Raw genomic sequence first — 18,576 nt, 5'->3', positions numbered from 1 at the left:
TCTTCCTTAAAGATCCGATGCACGAATATAGGCATAGATCTCAGGTGTTTTTTCTGGAGCGGTTTCACCAATGTGAATCGCTTTTTTCACCGCAAGTTCAGCTTCCGCGAAGGCGGCTTCAGACTGTGCATGGATAACGGCAATCGGAGTCGATGAATCTACTTTATCGCCTAAAGCACACACTTGAGTTAAGCCAACACTATAGTCTAGTGCATCACCGGGCTTACGGCGGCCGCCACCTAAGGTCACAACCGCTAAACCTAATTCACGGGTATCCATGCTATAGGCATAACCTTGCATATCGGCAAAAACTGGACGAATAATTTGTGATTGCGGTAGGTATTTACTGTAGTTTTCAACAAAATCGACTGGACCACCAAGACCCGACACCATCTTGCCAAAAAGTTCTGCAGCGCGACCATTATCGAGCACACGATTCAGTTTAGCGCGAGCGTCGGCTTCATTGCTTGCAAGACCGCCCAGAAGCAACATCTCAGCGCAAAGACCCATAGTGACTTCATATAAACGCGGATTACGGTAAGCCCCCGTTAAAAAGTCGATGGCTTCTTTCACTTCAACCGCGTTACCAGCGCAAGATGCAAGCACTTGATTCATATCAGTAAGCAAAGCTGTCGTTTTAGTGCCCGCACCATTAGCAACAGCGGCAATACTGCGAGCTAATTCTTCCGATGCTTCATAGGTTGGCATGAAAGCACCACTACCGACTTTCACATCCATCGCTAGTGCATCTAAATTACAGGCTAATTTCTTAGACAGAATCGACGCTGTGATGAGGGAAATGGATTCAACGGTGGCGGTATTATCGCGGATAGAATAGAAACGTTTGTCGGCAGGAACGAGATCGCCTGTTTGGCCAATAATCGCCACACCGACTTCTTTAACCACTTTACGGAACAATTCACTTGATGGCTCAGTTTGATAACCCGGAATGGCATCAAACTTATCGAGCGTGCCGCCCGTATGACCTAGGCCACGCCCAGAAATCATAGGCACATAACCACCACAAGCCGCAGCCATAGGGCCAAGCATAAGGCTAATCACATCGCCCACACCGCCAGTGCTGTGTTTGTCGATAACAGGGCCATTGAGTCCCAATGATTGCCAATTAAGTACAGTGCCAGAATCACGCATCGCTGTCGTTAAAGCGATTCTTTCATCCATATTCATGTCATTAAAGTACACAGCCATGCCTAATGCGGCAATCTGACCTTCGGACACTGCGTTAGTAGTGATACCTTGAACAAAAAACTGTATTTCTGCGGAACTTAGCGCTAAACCATTACGTTTTTTACGAATAATCTCTTGAGCTAGAAACATGATACTGCCTCCAAGATAGGCACTAACAACCCTGTCGCTAGTGCTTATCTTTGCAATGAAACATCAAAACTGTAGCAATATTACAAGTTCATACTATCGAAGTTTTGAGTTTGCCAAATAGATTTAGGTCACACTTAATTAGGCTCGCTATACGCTGATAGTATTAATCAGCGATAGTTTGCAATTAATAGCCTTGAGTCGGCTTAGGCGCATCAGCTAATTCTAGTGTGTGTAACAAGCTGTTTAGTAAACTTGAAGCACCAAATCTAAAGGTACGTGGTGAAACCCAGTCAGCACCTAAAATACGCTCAGCAACACCGAGAAACTCAGCCGCTTGTGCAGCATCACGCACACCACCGGCAGGCTTGAAGCCTACTTGGGTATTCTTCTCGCTGATCACAGTTAACATGATTTCAGCTGCTTCAAGTGTGGCGTTTACAGGCACTTTACCAGTAGAGGTTTTAATAAAGTCAGCACCTGCATCGATTGAAAGCTCAGATGCACGACGGATAAGTGCAGGATCAGCTAACACGCCAGATTCGATGATGACTTTTAACAAGACTTCACCACAGGCTTCTTTACAGGCTTTAACTAATTCAAAACCAATTGTTTCATTGCCTTCCATCAGTGCGCGGTATGGGAATACCACGTCAACTTCGTCGGCACCATAGGCAACAGCTGCGCGAGTTTCTAGCACAGCAATGGCAATGTCATCATTGCCATGGGGGAAGTTAGTCACAGTGGCGATTTGGATATCTTCAGCACCGATTTCATCTAACGTCTTGCGTGCAATCGGGATGAAACGTGGGTAAATGCAGATAGCGGCAGTATTGCCCGCAGCCGTTTTCGCTTTGTGGCACAGGTCGATCACTTTTTGATCTGTGTCGTCATCATTCAAAGTCGTTAAGTCCATCAACTCAATGGCGCGTTGTGCGGCTTTTTTTAAATCAGTCATAATAGCTCTCCAAAATAAAAATTAAATGAATAGAAATCAGTCGCATAAAAGCAACGCTTGAGAGGTGGCATTATTTTGATTATTTTTATATGGCCGGGCCTTCAGGCGGTGCCGAGTAATTTGCTTGTACAAACTACCTTGTTGTAGGTATTCAATCTTGCCTAAGTCATAAAGAGCAATAGGCATCCTGACACTTAAAATAACTTATAAGTGACCACGACTTGAATCCTTGAAGACCGGAAGAGAGGATACGAATAAAATCTTGCTCCTACTTTTCCGCGAAAAATCCATTTTAGCGCGAGAAAAACACAAACCTTTATATAAACCCACTTGTTAGCCTAATAGGCTTAGATAAAGACTCATGGTAAAACTAAAGATGGAGCCGCATAATGCGGCTCCAACAAGCAATAATTACAAGAGATTAGAACTTGTAAGTTGCTGACAGGTAGTGTGACCAACCTGTTGATTCTAGAGCTAGAGCACCAGCACCATCTTCTAACAGATAAACGTCTTTGAAGCCTTTCAAGCCATAGCCCAGAGCATAACGATCTGAATGCCAGTATAGGCCGAAGAAGATGTTACCACCGTTTGACGTTTTTGGTACGAAAGCAGCTTGGTCTTCATCTGCACCGAATTGATAATCGATGTAACCTTGGAATGACAGGAAGCTCTTGTTATCAAAGAAGTAGAAAGGTTTGAACCAGTTAGCAGAGAACTGATATCCGTTCCACTCTTTAGCATTCAGGTCGTAGAAACCATATAGGTTCATACCTGTTTTGCCTAACCAAGGCACGTTTACATCAGCACCAACACCCCAGAATGAAGAGTTAACGCCTTCACCATTCAGACCGTCCCAGTTGAACAGAGTAGAGAAGTAAACTTCTTGAACTGGGCCAAAAGATAAGTCTTTACCAGTCAAAGCATCGATAGACACACGTGGAGCAAACTTCATGAAAATTTTGCTTGTGCCAGAACCTGGGTTCTTGTCACCGTTGCTGCTTGATTGGTTTGCTAAGTTGAATACGTCAACATAACCGTATAGATCGAATACGCCAGAACGACCGCCGAATTCCATTTCTAAATAGTTGTGTTGATCGCCTGTTGCTGGGTTATCTGGCTTTTCACCAATAGAGTACATAGCGTTGAACTGCATCCACTTATAATCAGTACCGTGAAGATCAGTACGATCAGCAGCAAATGCGTTACCAGAGATTGCTGCTACTGCAGTAGCGGCTAAAGCTAAAGTTTTAACGTTTTTCATCATCAACCCCATTTATCTTGTTTGCTACCATCGAGGGTAGCGTTCTTTTTGTGGCGTTCGCATTCTACCTAGATTAAAAAAAATCTCAATAATCTAGCGTAAAATCACAAACACAAAATTCTTAATTGTGAACAAAGTCGCGACTTCTGCATTACGATTAATTAACGTAACCGTAGACTCACGACATTTAAGACAGAATGACAGCTACACTTCAGTTGCATTCTGTGTCTTTCAATTGGAGAAACTATTCACTACAGGAATCACTACTGGAAAATGGTTGAATTAACTTAGGCCCTGCCCTGCATGGTCAGGACCCAGTTAGTGGGGTTTCCCCCTGCTGTTGTTACTTAGATAGCTAAGAACAAACCAGCAAGTGTTGCGCTCATTAAGTTAGCTAAAGAGCCGGCGATAACCGCACGAATACCCATTGTAGCTAAATCATGACGACGGTTAGGAGCCATAGCACCTAAACCACCAAGCAAAATCGCGATTGAAGACAAGTTAGCGAAACCACACAGAGCAAACGAAATAATCGCTTGTGTTCTATGAGTCATCACAGCTTGAGTTTCAGCAACGCATAACGGCAGGCCTTTAACAACTTCAGCAGCAACCGCTGTACAAGTAGTGGCAGCATCAGAGATATATGGAGCAAAGTTTAAGTAAGCAACGAATTCGTTAACAATGATCTTTTGACCGATGAAAGAACCTGCTACTAATGCTTCATTCCAAGGCACACCGATAAGGAAGGCTAATGGCATAAACACATAGCCAAGGATCAGTTCAAGTGTTAAACCTTCAACGCCAAACCAACCACCCACACCACCAATAATGCCGTTGACCATAGCGATCAAACCAACGAAGGCTAACAACATAGCGCCTACGTTTAAGGCTAAATGCATACCAGATGAAGCACCTGCAGCAGCGGCGTCTAATACGTTAGCTGGTTTGTCAGGATCTTCTGGTAAATCGCTCATGTCATTTTTAGCAGCTTCAGTTTCAGGGTGCATCAGTTTAGCCATTAATAGACCACCTGGTGCTGCCATGAATGAAGCGGCAACTAAGTATTCGATAGGTACACCCATCTGCGCGTAACCAGCCAATACTGAACCCGCGATTGATGCCAAACCACCCACCATGATCGCAAACAGTTCAGACTGCGTCATAGTTGGAATGAATGGGCGAACCACTAATGGGGCTTCAGTCTGACCAACGAAGATGTTAGCAGTTGCTGACATAGATTCAGTACGGCTTGTGCCCAATGCCTTTTGTAAACCACCACCGATGATACGGATGATCCACTGCATAACGCCTAAGTAATATAGAACCGCAATCAGAGAAGAGAAGAACACAATAACGGGTAACACGTTAACTGCGAAGATAAAGCCAAGTTTGAAGTTAGCTAAATCACCAAACAGGAAACCGATACCGTTTTGTGCGTAACCAATAACGCTAGAAACCGCATCAGACATCCCTTTCAGAATGTCTTTACCAACTGGAACATACAGTACAAAACCACCGAAGGCAGCTTGGATAGCTAACGCGCCACCCACTGTACGTAAATTAATTGCTTTTTTGTTATTCGATAGGAGGAAACCTATCGCAAGTAGGGTGACCACCCCTACTAAACTCATTAATATATCCATTAACCATCACCCTATTGTTAACACTTTTTAATTATGTTGTTAATCAACCTATTTCCGAGTCAGATTATACCCGAGGCAAAGTCGAAAATCGTCGTTTTGATCATATTTTTGGAGTTTAATTTCAATCGCTTAGTGCAGAATGCTAGTGCGACCTACACCTGTTTATTTAAAAACAGCTAAAGGTCAAACAGTTGCATTGCATTCAACATCAAGTGTTCTGATATTAGAACACTTGATTTTTTTTGCAAATTGGCAATTTTGTCTATAAAAAGAACAAGGTTAGCGGGCTGGTTACGTTTTTCAGTAACATTTATCGGTGCCATTGCAGGAGAGTCAGTCTCAAGTATGAAGTGCTGAAGTGGTAATTCGCTGACAGTTTTGAGCAATTTTTTGGCATTAGGGTTCATAATCAAACCACCAATTCCCAGCTTAAAACCTAATTTGATATATTCCTGTGCAATTTCAGTACTGCCAGAAAAAGCATGTATCACACCGCCTCTAGGCAATTGATGCTTTTTCAAACACCCTCAAACCTCTGAATGTGCTTTTACGCTATGAATAATAACTGGCAGATTAACGGACTTAGCTAAAGCTAATTGTGCCTCAAAAAATGCGAGCTGCTGAGGCCACGTTGAGGAATAGAGCTTATCTAAGCCACATTCACCAATAGCAACAAAGCGAGGACATTCTAGTAACGCCGAAACTTGAGATGTTAATGCTAAGATCCCAGCATCAACATCCTCTGGACAAAACCAAGGATGAATACCAAGGGCAAAATAAGTTTGGTATTGTTCGGCAACGGCGAGCTGTTTGTGCCAGTGCTGCGGGGACACACCGGGAATAATCAGATTATCTACGCCAACACTGTGCATTCGCAACACCACATCGTCGCGGTCAACATCAAACTCAGCAAAATCCAAATGGGCGTGGGTATCAATCACAGTAAATTCCTCACTCTGTGGTCGATTTACCAATTGAATGAGGTTCGGGTGGCGATACAGTTTCGTCAACCACTAAAGCTTTAGCGCATTTTACCGCTAATGGAGGATCTTCAAGGCGCGGCATGCAACAGCGACGATTTTCAGGTGTCAGCCCCATTCGGTCGCACCAATGAATATAAGCCTGCCATGTTTTTGTGATCCAATTCGCCATCATTCACATCCAGAACCGATTTTTAGTTTTCATTAGATACAAAAATGGCGGTGAATTCACCGCCATTTCAACCACTATTCTAGACCGAACCCTATTAATGTTCGCGGGTTTTCGCAAACTCAATATCAGGATATCTTTCCATCGAAAGATTAAGGTTAACCATAGTTGGTGCAATATAGGTTAAGTTATCGCCACCATCGAGAGCCAAGTTTTGGCTACACTTACGGCGGAACTCTTCAAGCTTACGCTCATCCTTACAATAAACCCAGCGAGCTGTCGACACGCTAATACCTTCGTAAATAGCTTCGACGTTATATTCACTCTTCAGACGACCAACAACCACTTCAAACTGCAGTACACCCACAGCGCCAACAATCAAATCGTTAGTATCAATTGGGCGGAATACTTGTACAGCACCTTCTTCAGATAACTGTACTAAGCCTTTTAAGAGTTGCTTCTGTTTAAGCGGATCGCGCAAACGAATACGGCGGAACATTTCAGGAGCGAAGTTAGGTACGCCAGTGAAACGGAATTTTTCACCTTGGGTAAACGTATCGCCAATACGGATAGTGCCATGGTTATGTAAACCGATGATATCGCCTGGGTAAGCTTCTTCAGCACGCTCACGATCGCCCGCCATAAAGGTCAATGCATCGCTAACGTTAACATCTTTACCAATACGCACATGGTGCATTTTCATGCCTTGCTCGTAACGGCCAGAACACACACGCATAAAGGCGACACGGTCACGGTGTTTTGGATCCATGTTTGCTTGGATCTTGAACACGAAACCGGTGAATTTTTCTTCATCAGGCATGATAACGCGTGTATCGCTTTCGCGCGGTAATGGCTTAGGTGCCCACTCGACGATGCCGTCAAGAATATGGTCCACACCAAAGTTACCTAGCGCAGTACCGAAGAACACTGGCGTCAACTCGCCTTTCAAGAAAGCTGCATGGTCAAATTCATGCGACGCGCCGCGAACTAATTCCATCTCATTGCGCAAATCAGCGGCATAACTGCCAATCGCTTTCTCAAGATCAGGATTATTAATGCCTTTAATTACACGACGCTCTTGGATCGTGTGTCCCATACCGCCTTGATACAAGACCACTTCATCACGCAGTATGTGGTAAATACCTTTGAACTCTTTACCGCTGCCAATAGGCCAAGTAATAGGTGCACAGGCAATATTCAGCACGCTTTCGACTTCATCCATCAGATCAATAGGATCACGGATATCGCGGTCGAGTTTATTCATAAAGGTCACAATCGGCGTATCACGCAGACGTGTCACTTCCATCAACTTGATCGTACGGTCTTCAACACCCTTAGCTGAGTCGATCACCATCAAACATGAGTCAACGGCCGTCAGAGTACGATAAGTATCTTCAGAGAAGTCTTCGTGACCAGGCGTATCGAGTAGGTTAACAAGGGCGCCACCATAGGGGAATTGCATGACAGACGTAGTAATAGAAATACCACGGTCTTTCTCCATTTCCATCCAGTCAGACTTAGCATGCTGACCCGATTTTTTGCCTTTAACCGTACCCGCTTTCTGCAAAGCGTTTCCGAATAACAGCACTTTTTCGGTAATGGTTGTTTTACCCGCGTCGGGGTGCGATATGATCGCGAAGGTGCGACGTTTATCGACCTCTACTTTATTGCCTGACATGTTAACCTATGCACTTGTATCGCTAAAAAGGCGCAAATTATAGCGCCTCAGTTCGAGCTTGGCTAGGCAAAGCCCGAGATGAACTCGGGCTGAGAGAGGTTATTTTGTGGCTTCGAGCAAACCTTTGACTTTGGCGAGTTCAATACGCGCATATCTATGTTCGACAAAATCATAGATATTGGTTGCCAGTGCTAAGCGAAAATAGTTAGCCGCATCTTGATATTGCTTAGTTTCTATCGCCATTTTTGCAAGGTAAAAATAAGCTTCGCATAAACGTTCAGCATATTCTTTTGGATAAGTTAAGCCTACTTTAGCGGCAGAAAACACCTCATCACGACTTTTTTTACCTAAATAATAATCGACGATAACGGTCGCCCAAGCATCATTTTCTAAATTCTGACGATGCTGCGCTAACTGTTTTTTAGCTTCAACAGAGTCAGCTTTCAAATCAATCAAATACAACCATAATGCCCGATAACCGTCTTTATTATCGCCTGCATAAAACGCCTGCATATCTTTAGTCGCTAAATCAATGCGGTCGCCATAGTACAAAGCAATGCCGCGATTCAAATAGGCATAATCATAATTAGGTGCTAACTCTAATACGCCATCGAAGGCTTCATAGGCGCTGTCGTATTCACCTTCTTGGGTGTAATAAATTCCAAGGAAATTATAGGCATCAGCAAGATCAGGCTGAAGTTTTAACGCTTGCATAAAATCAATCCGTGCGAGCAGTCTTAAGCCCACACTGTCGTAAATCACACCACGATCGTAATGAAATCTGGCTCTCTGTTCATTCGTCAGTTCGACCGTAGCCAAAATCTCGTTGAGTTTTGCCAGTGTCACTTCGACTTTATAATCAGGCATAACTGGCGCGACAACCAATTTACCTTCAACATCATTATGGTTATCTAAAGGAGACTGGGTGGTTGCGCATCCGGCTAACAACAGACTGGCACTCGCCAGCACAGCAACGACAGCGGTTCTAATTTTAAGACTCATCCATTTCTACCTTTTTAGATTCCCAACATACGCAGAAGAATCTTCATGATAGCAATCCCACCACAGGACCGCTATTAGGGAATTAAGATTAATAGTGACTTTCTTAATGCCAAAACAAAAAAGGAGATCATTTGATCTCCTTTTGATGCAATCACTTAGAAAGTGTGTGCCTATAAATAAGTCAAAGACTCATTATTCAGCAGCAGCTTCTTTCGTTTGTGCTTCTTTAATTGACAGACGTACGCGGCCTTGACGATCCACTTCCATCACCTTAACGGCAACTTCTTGGTTCAGCTCAAGGTGATCAGACACGTTAGCAACACGTTCATCACTGATTTGTGAAATGTGTACTAAACCGTCTTTGCCCGGCAGAATGTTCACGAATGCGCCGAAATCAACGATACGGATAACCTTACCATTGTAGATACGACCCACTTCAACTTCTGAAGTGATTTCTTCGATACGACGGATAGCTTCTTTAGTTGCTTCGCCGTTTGAAGAAGCGATCTTCACAGTACCATCATCTTCCAGTTCAATCGTAGTGCCCGTTTCTTCGGTCAGAGCACGGATAACTGCGCCACCTTTACCGATAACGTCACGGATTTTTTCTGGGTTGATCTTAATAACTGTGATACGTGGAGCGTGATCAGAAATATCATCACGGTGTGAACCAATCGCTTGATCCATCACGTTCAGGATATGTACACGTGCACCATAGGCTTGTTGCAGTGCGATATCCATGATTTCTTTAGTGATACCTTCGATCTTGATATCCATCTGCAGTGCAGTAATACCATCACGCGTACCCGCAACTTTGAAGTCCATGTCACCTAAATGATCTTCATCACCTAAAATGTCAGAAAGAACAACGAAATCATCGCCTTCTTTCACTAGACCCATAGCGATACCCGCTACAGAAGTCTTGATAGGTACACCGGCATCCATCAGCGCGAGAGAAGTACCACATACTGACGCCATAGAGCTTGAACCGTTAGATTCAGTGATTTCAGATACAACGCGTACGCTGTATGGGAATTCAGCCGCTGAAGGCATAACAGCGTTGATACCGCGCCAAGCTAACTTACCATGACCGATTTCGCGGCGCTTAGGTGATCCCACCATGCCTGTTTCACCAACAGAGTATGGAGGGAAGTTATAGTGCAGCATAAAACGGTTAGTGCGCTCGCCCATGATGCTGTCGATCTTCTGTGCATCACGTTCAGTACCTAAAGTACAAGTGACTAACGCTTGAGTTTCGCCACGAGTGAACAATGCGCTACCGTGAGTACGTGGCAATACGCCCGCTAACACACTTAAGGCACGGATCATGTCTGGTTCACGACCATCGATACGTGGCTCGCCACGGATGATGCGACCACGAACCACTTTCTTCTCTAAGCTACCCAGTAAGTTGTCAACTTCACTTAAATCAACGCTTGGATTACTCGCTAACAAGGCTTCTTTTGCTGCTGCTTTAACAACAGAAACTTGAGCATAACGATCTTGTTTAACTTGGATTTTATACGCATCACCTAAACCAGCTTCAGCAAGCTCTTTGATTTGGGCAACTAAATCGGCATCTTGCGTTGGTGCAGTCCAATCCCAAGTTGGTTTACCGGCTTCTGCTTTAAATTCAGCAATCGCCTTGATAACCACTTGTTGTTGATCGTGACCGTAAACTACAGAACCTAACATCACTTCTTCTGGTAATGCTTGGGCTTCTGATTCCACCATTAATACTGCACCAGCAGTACCAGCAACCACTAAGTTCAGTTGACTGGTTGCAAGTTGTGCAACACTTGGGTTCAACACGTATTCGCCATCAATGTAACCCACACGTGCAGCACCTAAAGGACCGCTGAATGGAATACCAGAAATAGCCAGTGCCGCAGAAGTACCGATCATGGAGATGATATCTGGCTCGATTTGTGGATCGACAGATACTACGGTAATGATAACTTGAACTTCGTTTTTGAAACCATTAGGGAAAAGAGGGCGAATTGGACGGTCGATCAGACGAGCGATTAATGTCTCATCTTCTGAAGGACGGCCTTCACGCTTAAAGAAACCACCAGGAATTTTACCCGCTGCGTAGGTTTTTTCTTGATAGTTAACAGTCAGAGGGAAAAAGTCACGGCCTGCATCTGCATCTTTTTTACCGACAACAGTGACTAACACTGTCGTGTCACCCATACTCGCTAAAACGGCTGCATCAGCTTGACGCGCTATAACACCTGTTTCCAGGGTGACTGTATGTTGACCATACTCAAAACTCTTTACAATAGGATTCACGTGACCCATTCCTTAATTAATGACCTTGAATTACGCGCGTAAGTATACTGCAATTCGGATCAATAGATAAAGAGCAGATAATGATGACAAATACGTAACTTTTCACTAAAGTGGTTAAATCAACAAAGAGTTGCGGTTTATATTGATACGGAAAATCTCGCCGATGGTGAATAATTATCATGAAGGATGCGCCCGATGACAGGCCGTTTTAAGTCACTGACGTGGAAACAAACTAACCTAGTCGTATTTACTGCCCTATTTTTTGCCATTGCCATTTTTATTGTTGAAATCGCTTTAGTCGTCGTATCAACCAAACAACAACTCACGACCACTCAGCAAGAACTCCTTGATTCAGTTGAACAACCTGCAGCAAATGCCGTATGGGCATTAGATGATAATTTAGCCCGTCAAACTTTAGAGGGTGCCATCAAAGTCGAACATGTTGGCTCGGCGGTGATTGAGCTGGACGATGGCTCAATGTTTGTTTCTGTCAGTAATAATAAGCAGAATAACTCACAGACTTTTATCAGTTTAAGTAATAAATTATTTGATGATCTCAAAGAAATTTCTCGCCCTTTGTATAGGCCTTTTTATTTTGAAGGTACCCAACAACAGCAACTCATTGGTACATTAACGGTTTTCTACGATACCCAAGAACTAACAAACACCCTCTTCTCGCAGTTAAGATTTAGTTTTTTTGCTACTCTCGCTCGTGCACTCTTACTCACCTTAGTGCTGTCCGTGGTATTCCATCGCTTCCTGACTCAGCCTATCGCACGCATCAGTGAGGCCATAGATAAGATCGAACCCGACTCTCCAGATGAAAATCTCTTACCTATGTCCAACGCGCATAAGGATGATGAACTCGGCCTAGTGACATCGAAATTCAACCAAATTCTTATCCAATTTAGCCAAACCCAATCCAAACTGCGCAAAATGGCGACCCGAGATCCGCTAACTGGCTTACCGAACCGCACACTATTGCTTGAAACCATTGCAGTCACTATCCAACGCTCGCGAGTACACAAACGCAGCTTTGCATTGATGTTTATCGACTTAGACCGTTTTAAGAATATCAACGATTCCCTTGGCCACGCATTAGGCGATCAATTCCTCGCTCGTATCGCCCGCATTCTCGAACGATTCGTTGGTGATAAAGGTACAGTTTCCCGCTTAGGTGGAGATGAATTTGTTATTCTGGCCGATACAGTTCACACCCCAGACCAAGCAGCAGATTTTGTAGATAAGCTACTGATCCAGCTCAATGTCCCGATTCAATTAAATGAACATGCAATTCATCCTGCGGCATCGATTGGGATTTCTATTTATCCCGAAGACGGTAACAGCGCTGAAGATTTGATCCGTCACGCTGACATTGCCATGTACAGCGCGAAAGCTGCAGGCTCGAATCAATGGGCCTTCTTCAAACAACAGATGACTGAGCGAGCAGCAGTTCGTTTACGCACTGAAGCATCTTTACATGATGCGTTAAAAAACAATGAATTTTTACTGTATTTCCAACCGAAACTTGATCTGCAAACAGGTAAAGTCATCGCCTGTGAAGCCTTGATCCGTTGGCAAAAAGACGGACGACTCATCAGCCCAATTTCCTTTATTCCCGTCGCGGAAGAGACCGGTATCATCATTCCTATAGGTCGTTGGGTGATAGAGCAAAGCTGTAAAGTCCTTAGGGAATGGCAGAAAAAATATAACTATGCCATCCCAATTGCGATTAATGTTGCCTCACAGCAATTTGCCGATGCTAGTTTAGTTCCCGATATCAAACAGATGGCATTACGCTATCAAATCCAACCCGAGTTGCTGGAAATTGAAATCACTGAAACCTCTTTGATGAACGACATTGAACTCGCTATCGCTAAGCTTGAACAATTGAAATCAGCCGGATTTGGTATTGCAGTCGATGACTTTGGCACAGGGTATTCTTCACTCTCTTACCTGCGCCATTTGCCTATCACTACCATGAAAATCGATCGTTGTTTCGTTTCTGATCTACCAGGGGATAGCGCAATTGCATCGACCATTTTAATGTTGGGAAAGCAGCTTAATTTGACCATTGTGGCCGAAGGTATTGAAAACGAGCAGCAATTGGATTGGTTGAAAGAAAATCAGTGCCAAGTCGGCCAAGGTTTCTATTTTAGTCAGCCTCTACCCCAAGCAGAATTTGAAGCCCTGTATATAGCAACACAAACAGCAACAATAAGCAGTCTTGATGGTTTACGTGGGGCTTAGGATACTTACATTGGCACTTAAGTATCGATTCGACGCTTAATCACATCAAGCTAAGCATAACGGACCTAAACATTATACCAATCGTATTAAATATCTGTTCATTCAGTGGGAGTTCAACGCGCTTTAGACAAGGCGAAGGCTTGAAAGCATAGTGGTGCTCTGTCGAAAGCCTTAAACGCAGTATAAAGCGCGTTGAAACCCGCCCTTCGGGAGCCTCACAGGCATCCCACTCCTGTGTTGCATTGACTTAAAAGGGAATAACCATTTCTGCGTCAATGCGCCTAGGATTGAAATGCCTGTGAGGCTCTGAACTGATTAGATATTTAATGTGATTGGTATTAGACTGATTTTGACTGTAACTTCTTTATATCTCCCGTTTACACAATAAATATTCTGTTAAATTTTAGGCAATAAAAAAGGAGGCTAAGCCTCCTTTTTCACGTTAGTCGACGCGAAATTAACGACGTAGACCTAACTTTTGGATCAGAGCAGTGTAACGTGCTAAATCAGTACGTTTCAGGTAAGCAGTTAACTTACGACGTGAGCTAACCATACGTAACAGACCACGACGTGAGTGGTGATCATGAATGTGCTCTTTGAAGTGATCTTGCAAATGGTTGATTTGCGCAGTTAACAAAGCAACTTGAACTTCAGTTGAACCAGTGTCGTTTTCACAACGGCCAAAATCAGCCAAAATTTTTGCTTTTGCTTCAGAACTTAGTGACATGTATATCTCCAAATAAATAATATGAATCTCTAGCCGATCACTAACTCAGCCAGAGGGCGCGTTATTCTACCCATAAACCCACCCTAGCGCAATAAAAGGCGGGGACTAATGCATCAACTAATTTAATCATTTGTCGATGGATAGCGGGCTAATGCGTTTCTGCAGGTTCGTCATGGATAACAATGAGTCGTTTCGGCGCTAATAAGCCATCTTCGTTCATTGTGCCAATCCCCACAAATCGGCGAATGTCACCTAAAGTGATACGTACCAACTCATCGGTTTTCAAATCTGCATTAACCGGTACCCGAACTGCTTGACCTTGCATTAAGTAAGGAGCTATCGCATCCGGCACATTCACCTCTGGAAAATCGGCCACGGCCGTGTCCATAGGCAATAACAGAGGGTCGAGTAATACGCTCGGATCTATCTGTTGTTCATGTGCTTGAGCAACTAGCGCTTCAAGTTGTTCTAAAGTGACCATTCTGGCATAGGGATACTGTGCAACTTGGGTGCGGCGCAGCATAATCACATGGGCGCCACAACCGAGCATCTCACCGAGATCGTCTATGATAGTGCGAATATAAGTGCCCTTAGAACAATGAATGTCTAAGGTCAGCTCATCGCCTTCAAGACCGATGAAATTTAGCTCAAATACCGTAATAGGGCGAGATTCACGCGGCACTTCTATGCCTTCACGGGCATATTTATACAGGGGCTGACCCTGATATTTCAGCGCGGAATACATAGAAGGCACTTGCTGAGTTTCACCACGAAAGAAATCAAGCGCGGTAAATAACTGTGCCTCGGTAAAATCAATGGCACGGGTTTGCACCACTTCACCATCGGAATCACTGGTATCTGTCCGTTCGCCAAGCTTTGCAGTGACTAAATAGCGTTTATCGGCATCCAATAGATGCTGAGAAAACTTAGTCCCTTCGCCTAAGCATACAGGTAACATACCTGTCGCTAACGGATCGAGTGCGCCCGTATGCCCAGCTTTATTCGCATTAAAAAAGCGCTTTACCCTTTGCAATGCAAAGTTAGAACTCATGCCAGTGGATTTATCCAGCAGCACTATCCCATCGATAAAACGACCTTTTGGACGACGAGCCATTAATCTTTACCTTCCGTTTCATCTGCGTCATCAGCAATATCATCACCTAAGACTTCATCTTCAACCGATGCGTCTTCGCTGCCAAATTGCTGTTGCTTCGCTTTGTCTTGGTTGATCACTTGGCTAACTAAGTTAGACATGCGCATACCTTCAACTAGCGAGCTATCGTAGATAAAACGCAGTTCAGGCATGACACGCAGCTTCATACGACCCGCCACTAAAGTGCGGATATAAGGAGCTGCGCTGATCAAAGCGTTTAGCTTTTCTTGAACGACAGCTTTGTCTTCTTCGAAAAAAGTCACAAACACTTTGGCATAGCTGAGATCGCGAGAGACGTCGACGTCATTCACAGTCACAAAGCCAATACGAGGATCTTTCATGTCGCGCTGTAGCACTTGAGCAAGTTCTTGCTGAAGCTGCTGAGCGATTCGACGAGTACGACTGAATTCTTTTGCCATAATATTTCTTACCATAGCTTAAATTGATAAGGGCGGCTAAAGCCGCCCTTATTATCGTTACAGAGTACGAGCAATCTCGACGGTTTCGAATACTTCGATTTGGTCGCCTACGCGAACATCGTTGTAGTTCTTAACGCCAATACCACATTCCATACCATTGCGAACTTCAGCAACGTCGTCTTTGAAGCGACGTAGAGATTCGAGTTCACCTTCGTAGATAACAACGTTATCACGTAGTACGCGAATTGGTGCGCTACGCTTGATGGTACCTTCGGTCACCATACAGCCAGCAATTGCACCCAGCTTAGGTGACTTGAACACATCACGAACTTCAGCCAGACCGATAATTTGTTGTTTGAACACAGGAGACAGCATACCTGTCATCGCTGCACGCACTTCATCAATCAAATTATAGATAACGCTGTAGTAACGTAAATCAACACTTTCACTTTCGATAGTCTTACGGGCTTGTGCATCGGCACGTACGTTAAAGCCAACCATGATAGCGTTAGAGGCAGCCGCTAAGGTTGCATCCGTTTCAGTCAGTGCACCCACACCGCGAGCGATGATGTTCACTTTCACTTCGTCGGTAGACAAACCGGTTAACGAGTCAGTAATCGCTTCGAGTGAACCTTGTACGTCTGCTTTAAGAACGATGTTCAGTTCTTTCACTTCGCCGTCTGTCATGTTCGCAAACATGTTTTCTAGCTTAGATTTTTGCTGACGTGCCAGTTTCACATCACGGAACTTACCTTGACGATACAGGGCAACTTCGCGAGCTTTACGTTCGTCACGAACGACTGTTGCTTCATCACCTGCAGACGGAACGCCTGACAGACCTAGAATTTCAACAGGAATAGATGGACCCGCTTCAGTGATTGAACGACCGTTTTCGTCTTTCATTGCACGAATTTTACCGTACTCAAGACCACACAGAACGATATCACCTTGGCGCAGCGTACCTTCTTGAACCAGAATCGTAGCCACAGGGCCGCGACCTTTGTCCAATTGTGATTCAATGACCACACCGGCAGCCATACCATCACGTACCGCTTTCAGTTCGAGAACTTCAGCTTGCAGTAAGATACCTTCTAACAGTTCGTCAACACCTTCACCTGTCTTAGCTGAAACGAAGGCAAACATGTTGTCTCCACCCCAATCTTCAGACATAACACCGTGTTGCGACAATTCGCTCTTAACGCGATCGATATCCGCTTCCGGTTTATCCATCTTGTTCACAGCCACGATTAATGGCACGTTACCGGCTTTAGCATGTTGAATTGCTTCGATAGTTTGCGGCATTACACCGTCATCGGCAGCAACAACTAGCACAACAATATCCGTTGCCTTGGCACCGCGGGCACGCATTGCGGTAAACGCGGCGTGACCAGGAGTATCAAGGAAAGTGATCATGCCATTTTCAGTTTCAACATGGTATGCACCGATATGCTGAGTAATACCACCGGCTTCGCCAGCAGCCACTTTAGCGCGGCGAATGTAGTCGAGTAACGAAGTCTTACCGTGGTCAACGTGACCCATGATAGTCACAACTGGTGCACGAGATTCTAGCTTGATGCCATCTTCATCATCACGGTCTTGTAGCACTTGGTGCTCAAGTTCGTTTTCACGGATAAGCACAACTTTGTGACCCATTTCTTCAGCAACTAGCTGGGCAGTCTCTTGATCTAACACTTGGTTGATCGTGACCATAGAACCCATTTTCATCATCTGTTTGATGATTTCAGTCGCTTTCACTGCCATTAAATGCGCAAGTTCAGAAACAGTAACAGTTTCACCGATACGCACATCACGGCTCACTGCTGCCACAGGCTTATTGAAGCCATGCGCCATAGACTCAGGTGCAGTACTGCGGTTACGCATGTGCTTTTCACGGCCGTCACGGGCATCTTTGCCGCCACGTTTTTTCGCGTTGCTCTTGTTACGAGCACGACGTCCGCGTTTTTCTTCATCCAGATCAGAAGTATCTTCAGCAGCACGAGCTACTTTAGATGTCGTGATGTGATGATCACCGTTTTTCTCGGCTTCTAAACGTTGGCGCTCTTCTTCGGCCCAGCGCTTAGAATGTTCTTCAGCGAGTAAGCGAGCAGTTTCTGCCGCTTTAGCCGCTTCTTCGTCTTGCTTACGTTTGGTTGCCGCTTCTTGCGCCGCTTTCAAACGTTCAGCTTCTAGACGAGCCGCTTCTGCTTCTGGTGACATATCTTTAACCACTTTCACTTCGGCTGCTGCTTTAGCTTTCGCCTTAGCTTCTGCTTCCACTTTTGCCTTAGCATCTGCTTCAGCTTTCACTTTTGCTGCCGCAGCAGCTTCTGCTTCGGCCTTTGCTTTTGCCAAAGCTTCTGCTTCGGCTTTCGCTTCTTCTTCAGCCTTCAGAGTAGCCTCATTAGCATCACGCTTAACGAAAGTTCGTGTTTTACGAACTTCAACTTTAACATCTTTAGATTGACCACCATTACCGGCCACACTTAGGGTCGATACGGTTTTACGCTGCAGCGTCATTTTCGTTGGCGCATTTTCGCCACCGTGCTGCTTTTTCAGATAATCCAGTAACTGCTGCTTTTCAGCTTCAGTCACTTTATCAGCTTGGCCTTTCTTAATTCCAGCCTGAGAGAATTGCTCAATCAGACGTTCAACACTTTTACCCACTTCCGTGGCCAATTTCTCTACGGTAGTATCTGCCATCAGTTAAAT

Annotated in this window: 13 protein-coding genes and 1 pseudogene; 1 reads left to right on the top strand and 13 read right to left on the bottom strand. The window is 44.6% G+C overall.

Features of this window, described 5'->3' with window-relative positions:
• Window positions 1-6: 6 nt before the first annotated feature.
• The 9 genes and pseudogenes from deoA to pnp all read right to left on the bottom strand — a co-directional run bounded on the left by deoA (window position 7) and on the right by pnp (window position 11,318).
• Window positions 7-1,338 carry a thymidine phosphorylase gene (gene deoA / locus KO533_RS15185; protein WP_173243376.1) on the bottom strand — a complete coding sequence of 444 codons (1,332 nt, stop codon included), beginning with the start codon at window positions 1,336-1,338 and terminating at the stop codon, window positions 7-9.
• 184 nt (window positions 1,339-1,522) lie between these two features.
• Window positions 1,523-2,293 carry a deoxyribose-phosphate aldolase gene (deoC, locus tag KO533_RS15180; RefSeq protein ID WP_006086931.1) on the bottom strand — a complete coding sequence of 257 codons (771 nt, stop codon included), beginning with the start codon at window positions 2,291-2,293 and terminating at the stop codon, window positions 1,523-1,525.
• 421 nt (window positions 2,294-2,714) lie between these two features.
• A complete protein-coding gene (locus KO533_RS15175) occupies window positions 2,715-3,554 on the bottom strand; it encodes an outer membrane protein OmpK (protein ID WP_113939307.1) in 840 nt (279 codons plus the stop codon).
• A gap of 347 nt (window positions 3,555-3,901) precedes the next feature.
• Window positions 3,902-5,197, bottom strand: a complete 1,296-nt coding sequence (locus KO533_RS15170; protein WP_131523244.1) for a NupC/NupG family nucleoside CNT transporter — start codon at window positions 5,195-5,197, stop codon at window positions 3,902-3,904.
• Between the two features lie 176 nt (window positions 5,198-5,373).
• A pseudogene (locus KO533_RS15165) lies at window positions 5,374-6,138 on the bottom strand (TatD family hydrolase).
• A gap of 10 nt (window positions 6,139-6,148) precedes the next feature.
• Window positions 6,149-6,352, bottom strand: a complete 204-nt coding sequence (locus KO533_RS15160) for a hypothetical protein (protein WP_219254928.1) — start codon at window positions 6,350-6,352, stop codon at window positions 6,149-6,151.
• Window positions 6,353-6,443: 91 nt separating this feature from the next.
• Entirely contained in the window at window positions 6,444-8,024 is a 1,581-nt protein-coding gene (gene prfC / locus KO533_RS15155) for a peptide chain release factor 3 (protein ID WP_105251704.1), read from the bottom strand.
• Window positions 8,025-8,123: 99 nt separating this feature from the next.
• Entirely contained in the window at window positions 8,124-9,026 is a 903-nt protein-coding gene (gene nlpI, locus KO533_RS15150) for a lipoprotein NlpI (RefSeq protein ID WP_168822816.1), read from the bottom strand.
• A gap of 192 nt (window positions 9,027-9,218) precedes the next feature.
• On the bottom strand, window positions 9,219-11,318 hold the full coding sequence (pnp, locus tag KO533_RS15145; protein ID WP_219254926.1) for a polyribonucleotide nucleotidyltransferase: 2,100 nt from the start codon (window positions 11,316-11,318) through the stop codon (window positions 9,219-9,221).
• A gap of 195 nt (window positions 11,319-11,513) precedes the next feature.
• On the opposite strand from pnp, the gene KO533_RS15140 reads away from it, so the two are divergent.
• Window positions 11,514-13,568 carry an EAL domain-containing protein gene (locus tag KO533_RS15140; protein ID WP_105251701.1) on the top strand — a complete coding sequence of 685 codons (2,055 nt, stop codon included), beginning with the start codon at window positions 11,514-11,516 and terminating at the stop codon, window positions 13,566-13,568.
• A gap of 457 nt (window positions 13,569-14,025) precedes the next feature.
• Here the strand turns inward: KO533_RS15140 and rpsO are convergent, their stop codons facing one another.
• From rpsO to infB, 4 genes are all read right to left on the bottom strand, one after another.
• Entirely contained in the window at window positions 14,026-14,295 is a 270-nt protein-coding gene (rpsO, locus tag KO533_RS15135; RefSeq protein WP_219251202.1) for a 30S ribosomal protein S15, read from the bottom strand.
• A 148-nt stretch (window positions 14,296-14,443) separates the two neighbouring features.
• Entirely contained in the window at window positions 14,444-15,409 is a 966-nt protein-coding gene (truB, locus tag KO533_RS15130) for a tRNA pseudouridine(55) synthase TruB (RefSeq protein ID WP_219254924.1), read from the bottom strand.
• Complete coding sequence (gene rbfA / locus KO533_RS15125) at window positions 15,409-15,867, bottom strand: 30S ribosome-binding factor RbfA (RefSeq protein ID WP_105251700.1); 459 nt, start codon at window positions 15,865-15,867, stop codon at window positions 15,409-15,411. The genes truB and rbfA overlap by 1 nt, the downstream gene beginning before the upstream one ends.
• Before the next feature lie 57 nt (window positions 15,868-15,924).
• Window positions 15,925-18,567 carry a translation initiation factor IF-2 gene (gene infB, locus KO533_RS15120; RefSeq protein WP_105251699.1) on the bottom strand — a complete coding sequence of 881 codons (2,643 nt, stop codon included), beginning with the start codon at window positions 18,565-18,567 and terminating at the stop codon, window positions 15,925-15,927.
• Between the last annotated feature and the right edge of the window lie 9 nt (window positions 18,568-18,576).

It is taken from the genome of Shewanella sp. NKUCC05_KAH (assembly GCF_019345585.1).
Lineage (GTDB): Bacteria > Pseudomonadota > Gammaproteobacteria > Enterobacterales > Shewanellaceae > Shewanella > Shewanella oncorhynchi.
This window is presented reverse-complemented; position numbering and strand designations above follow the sequence as displayed.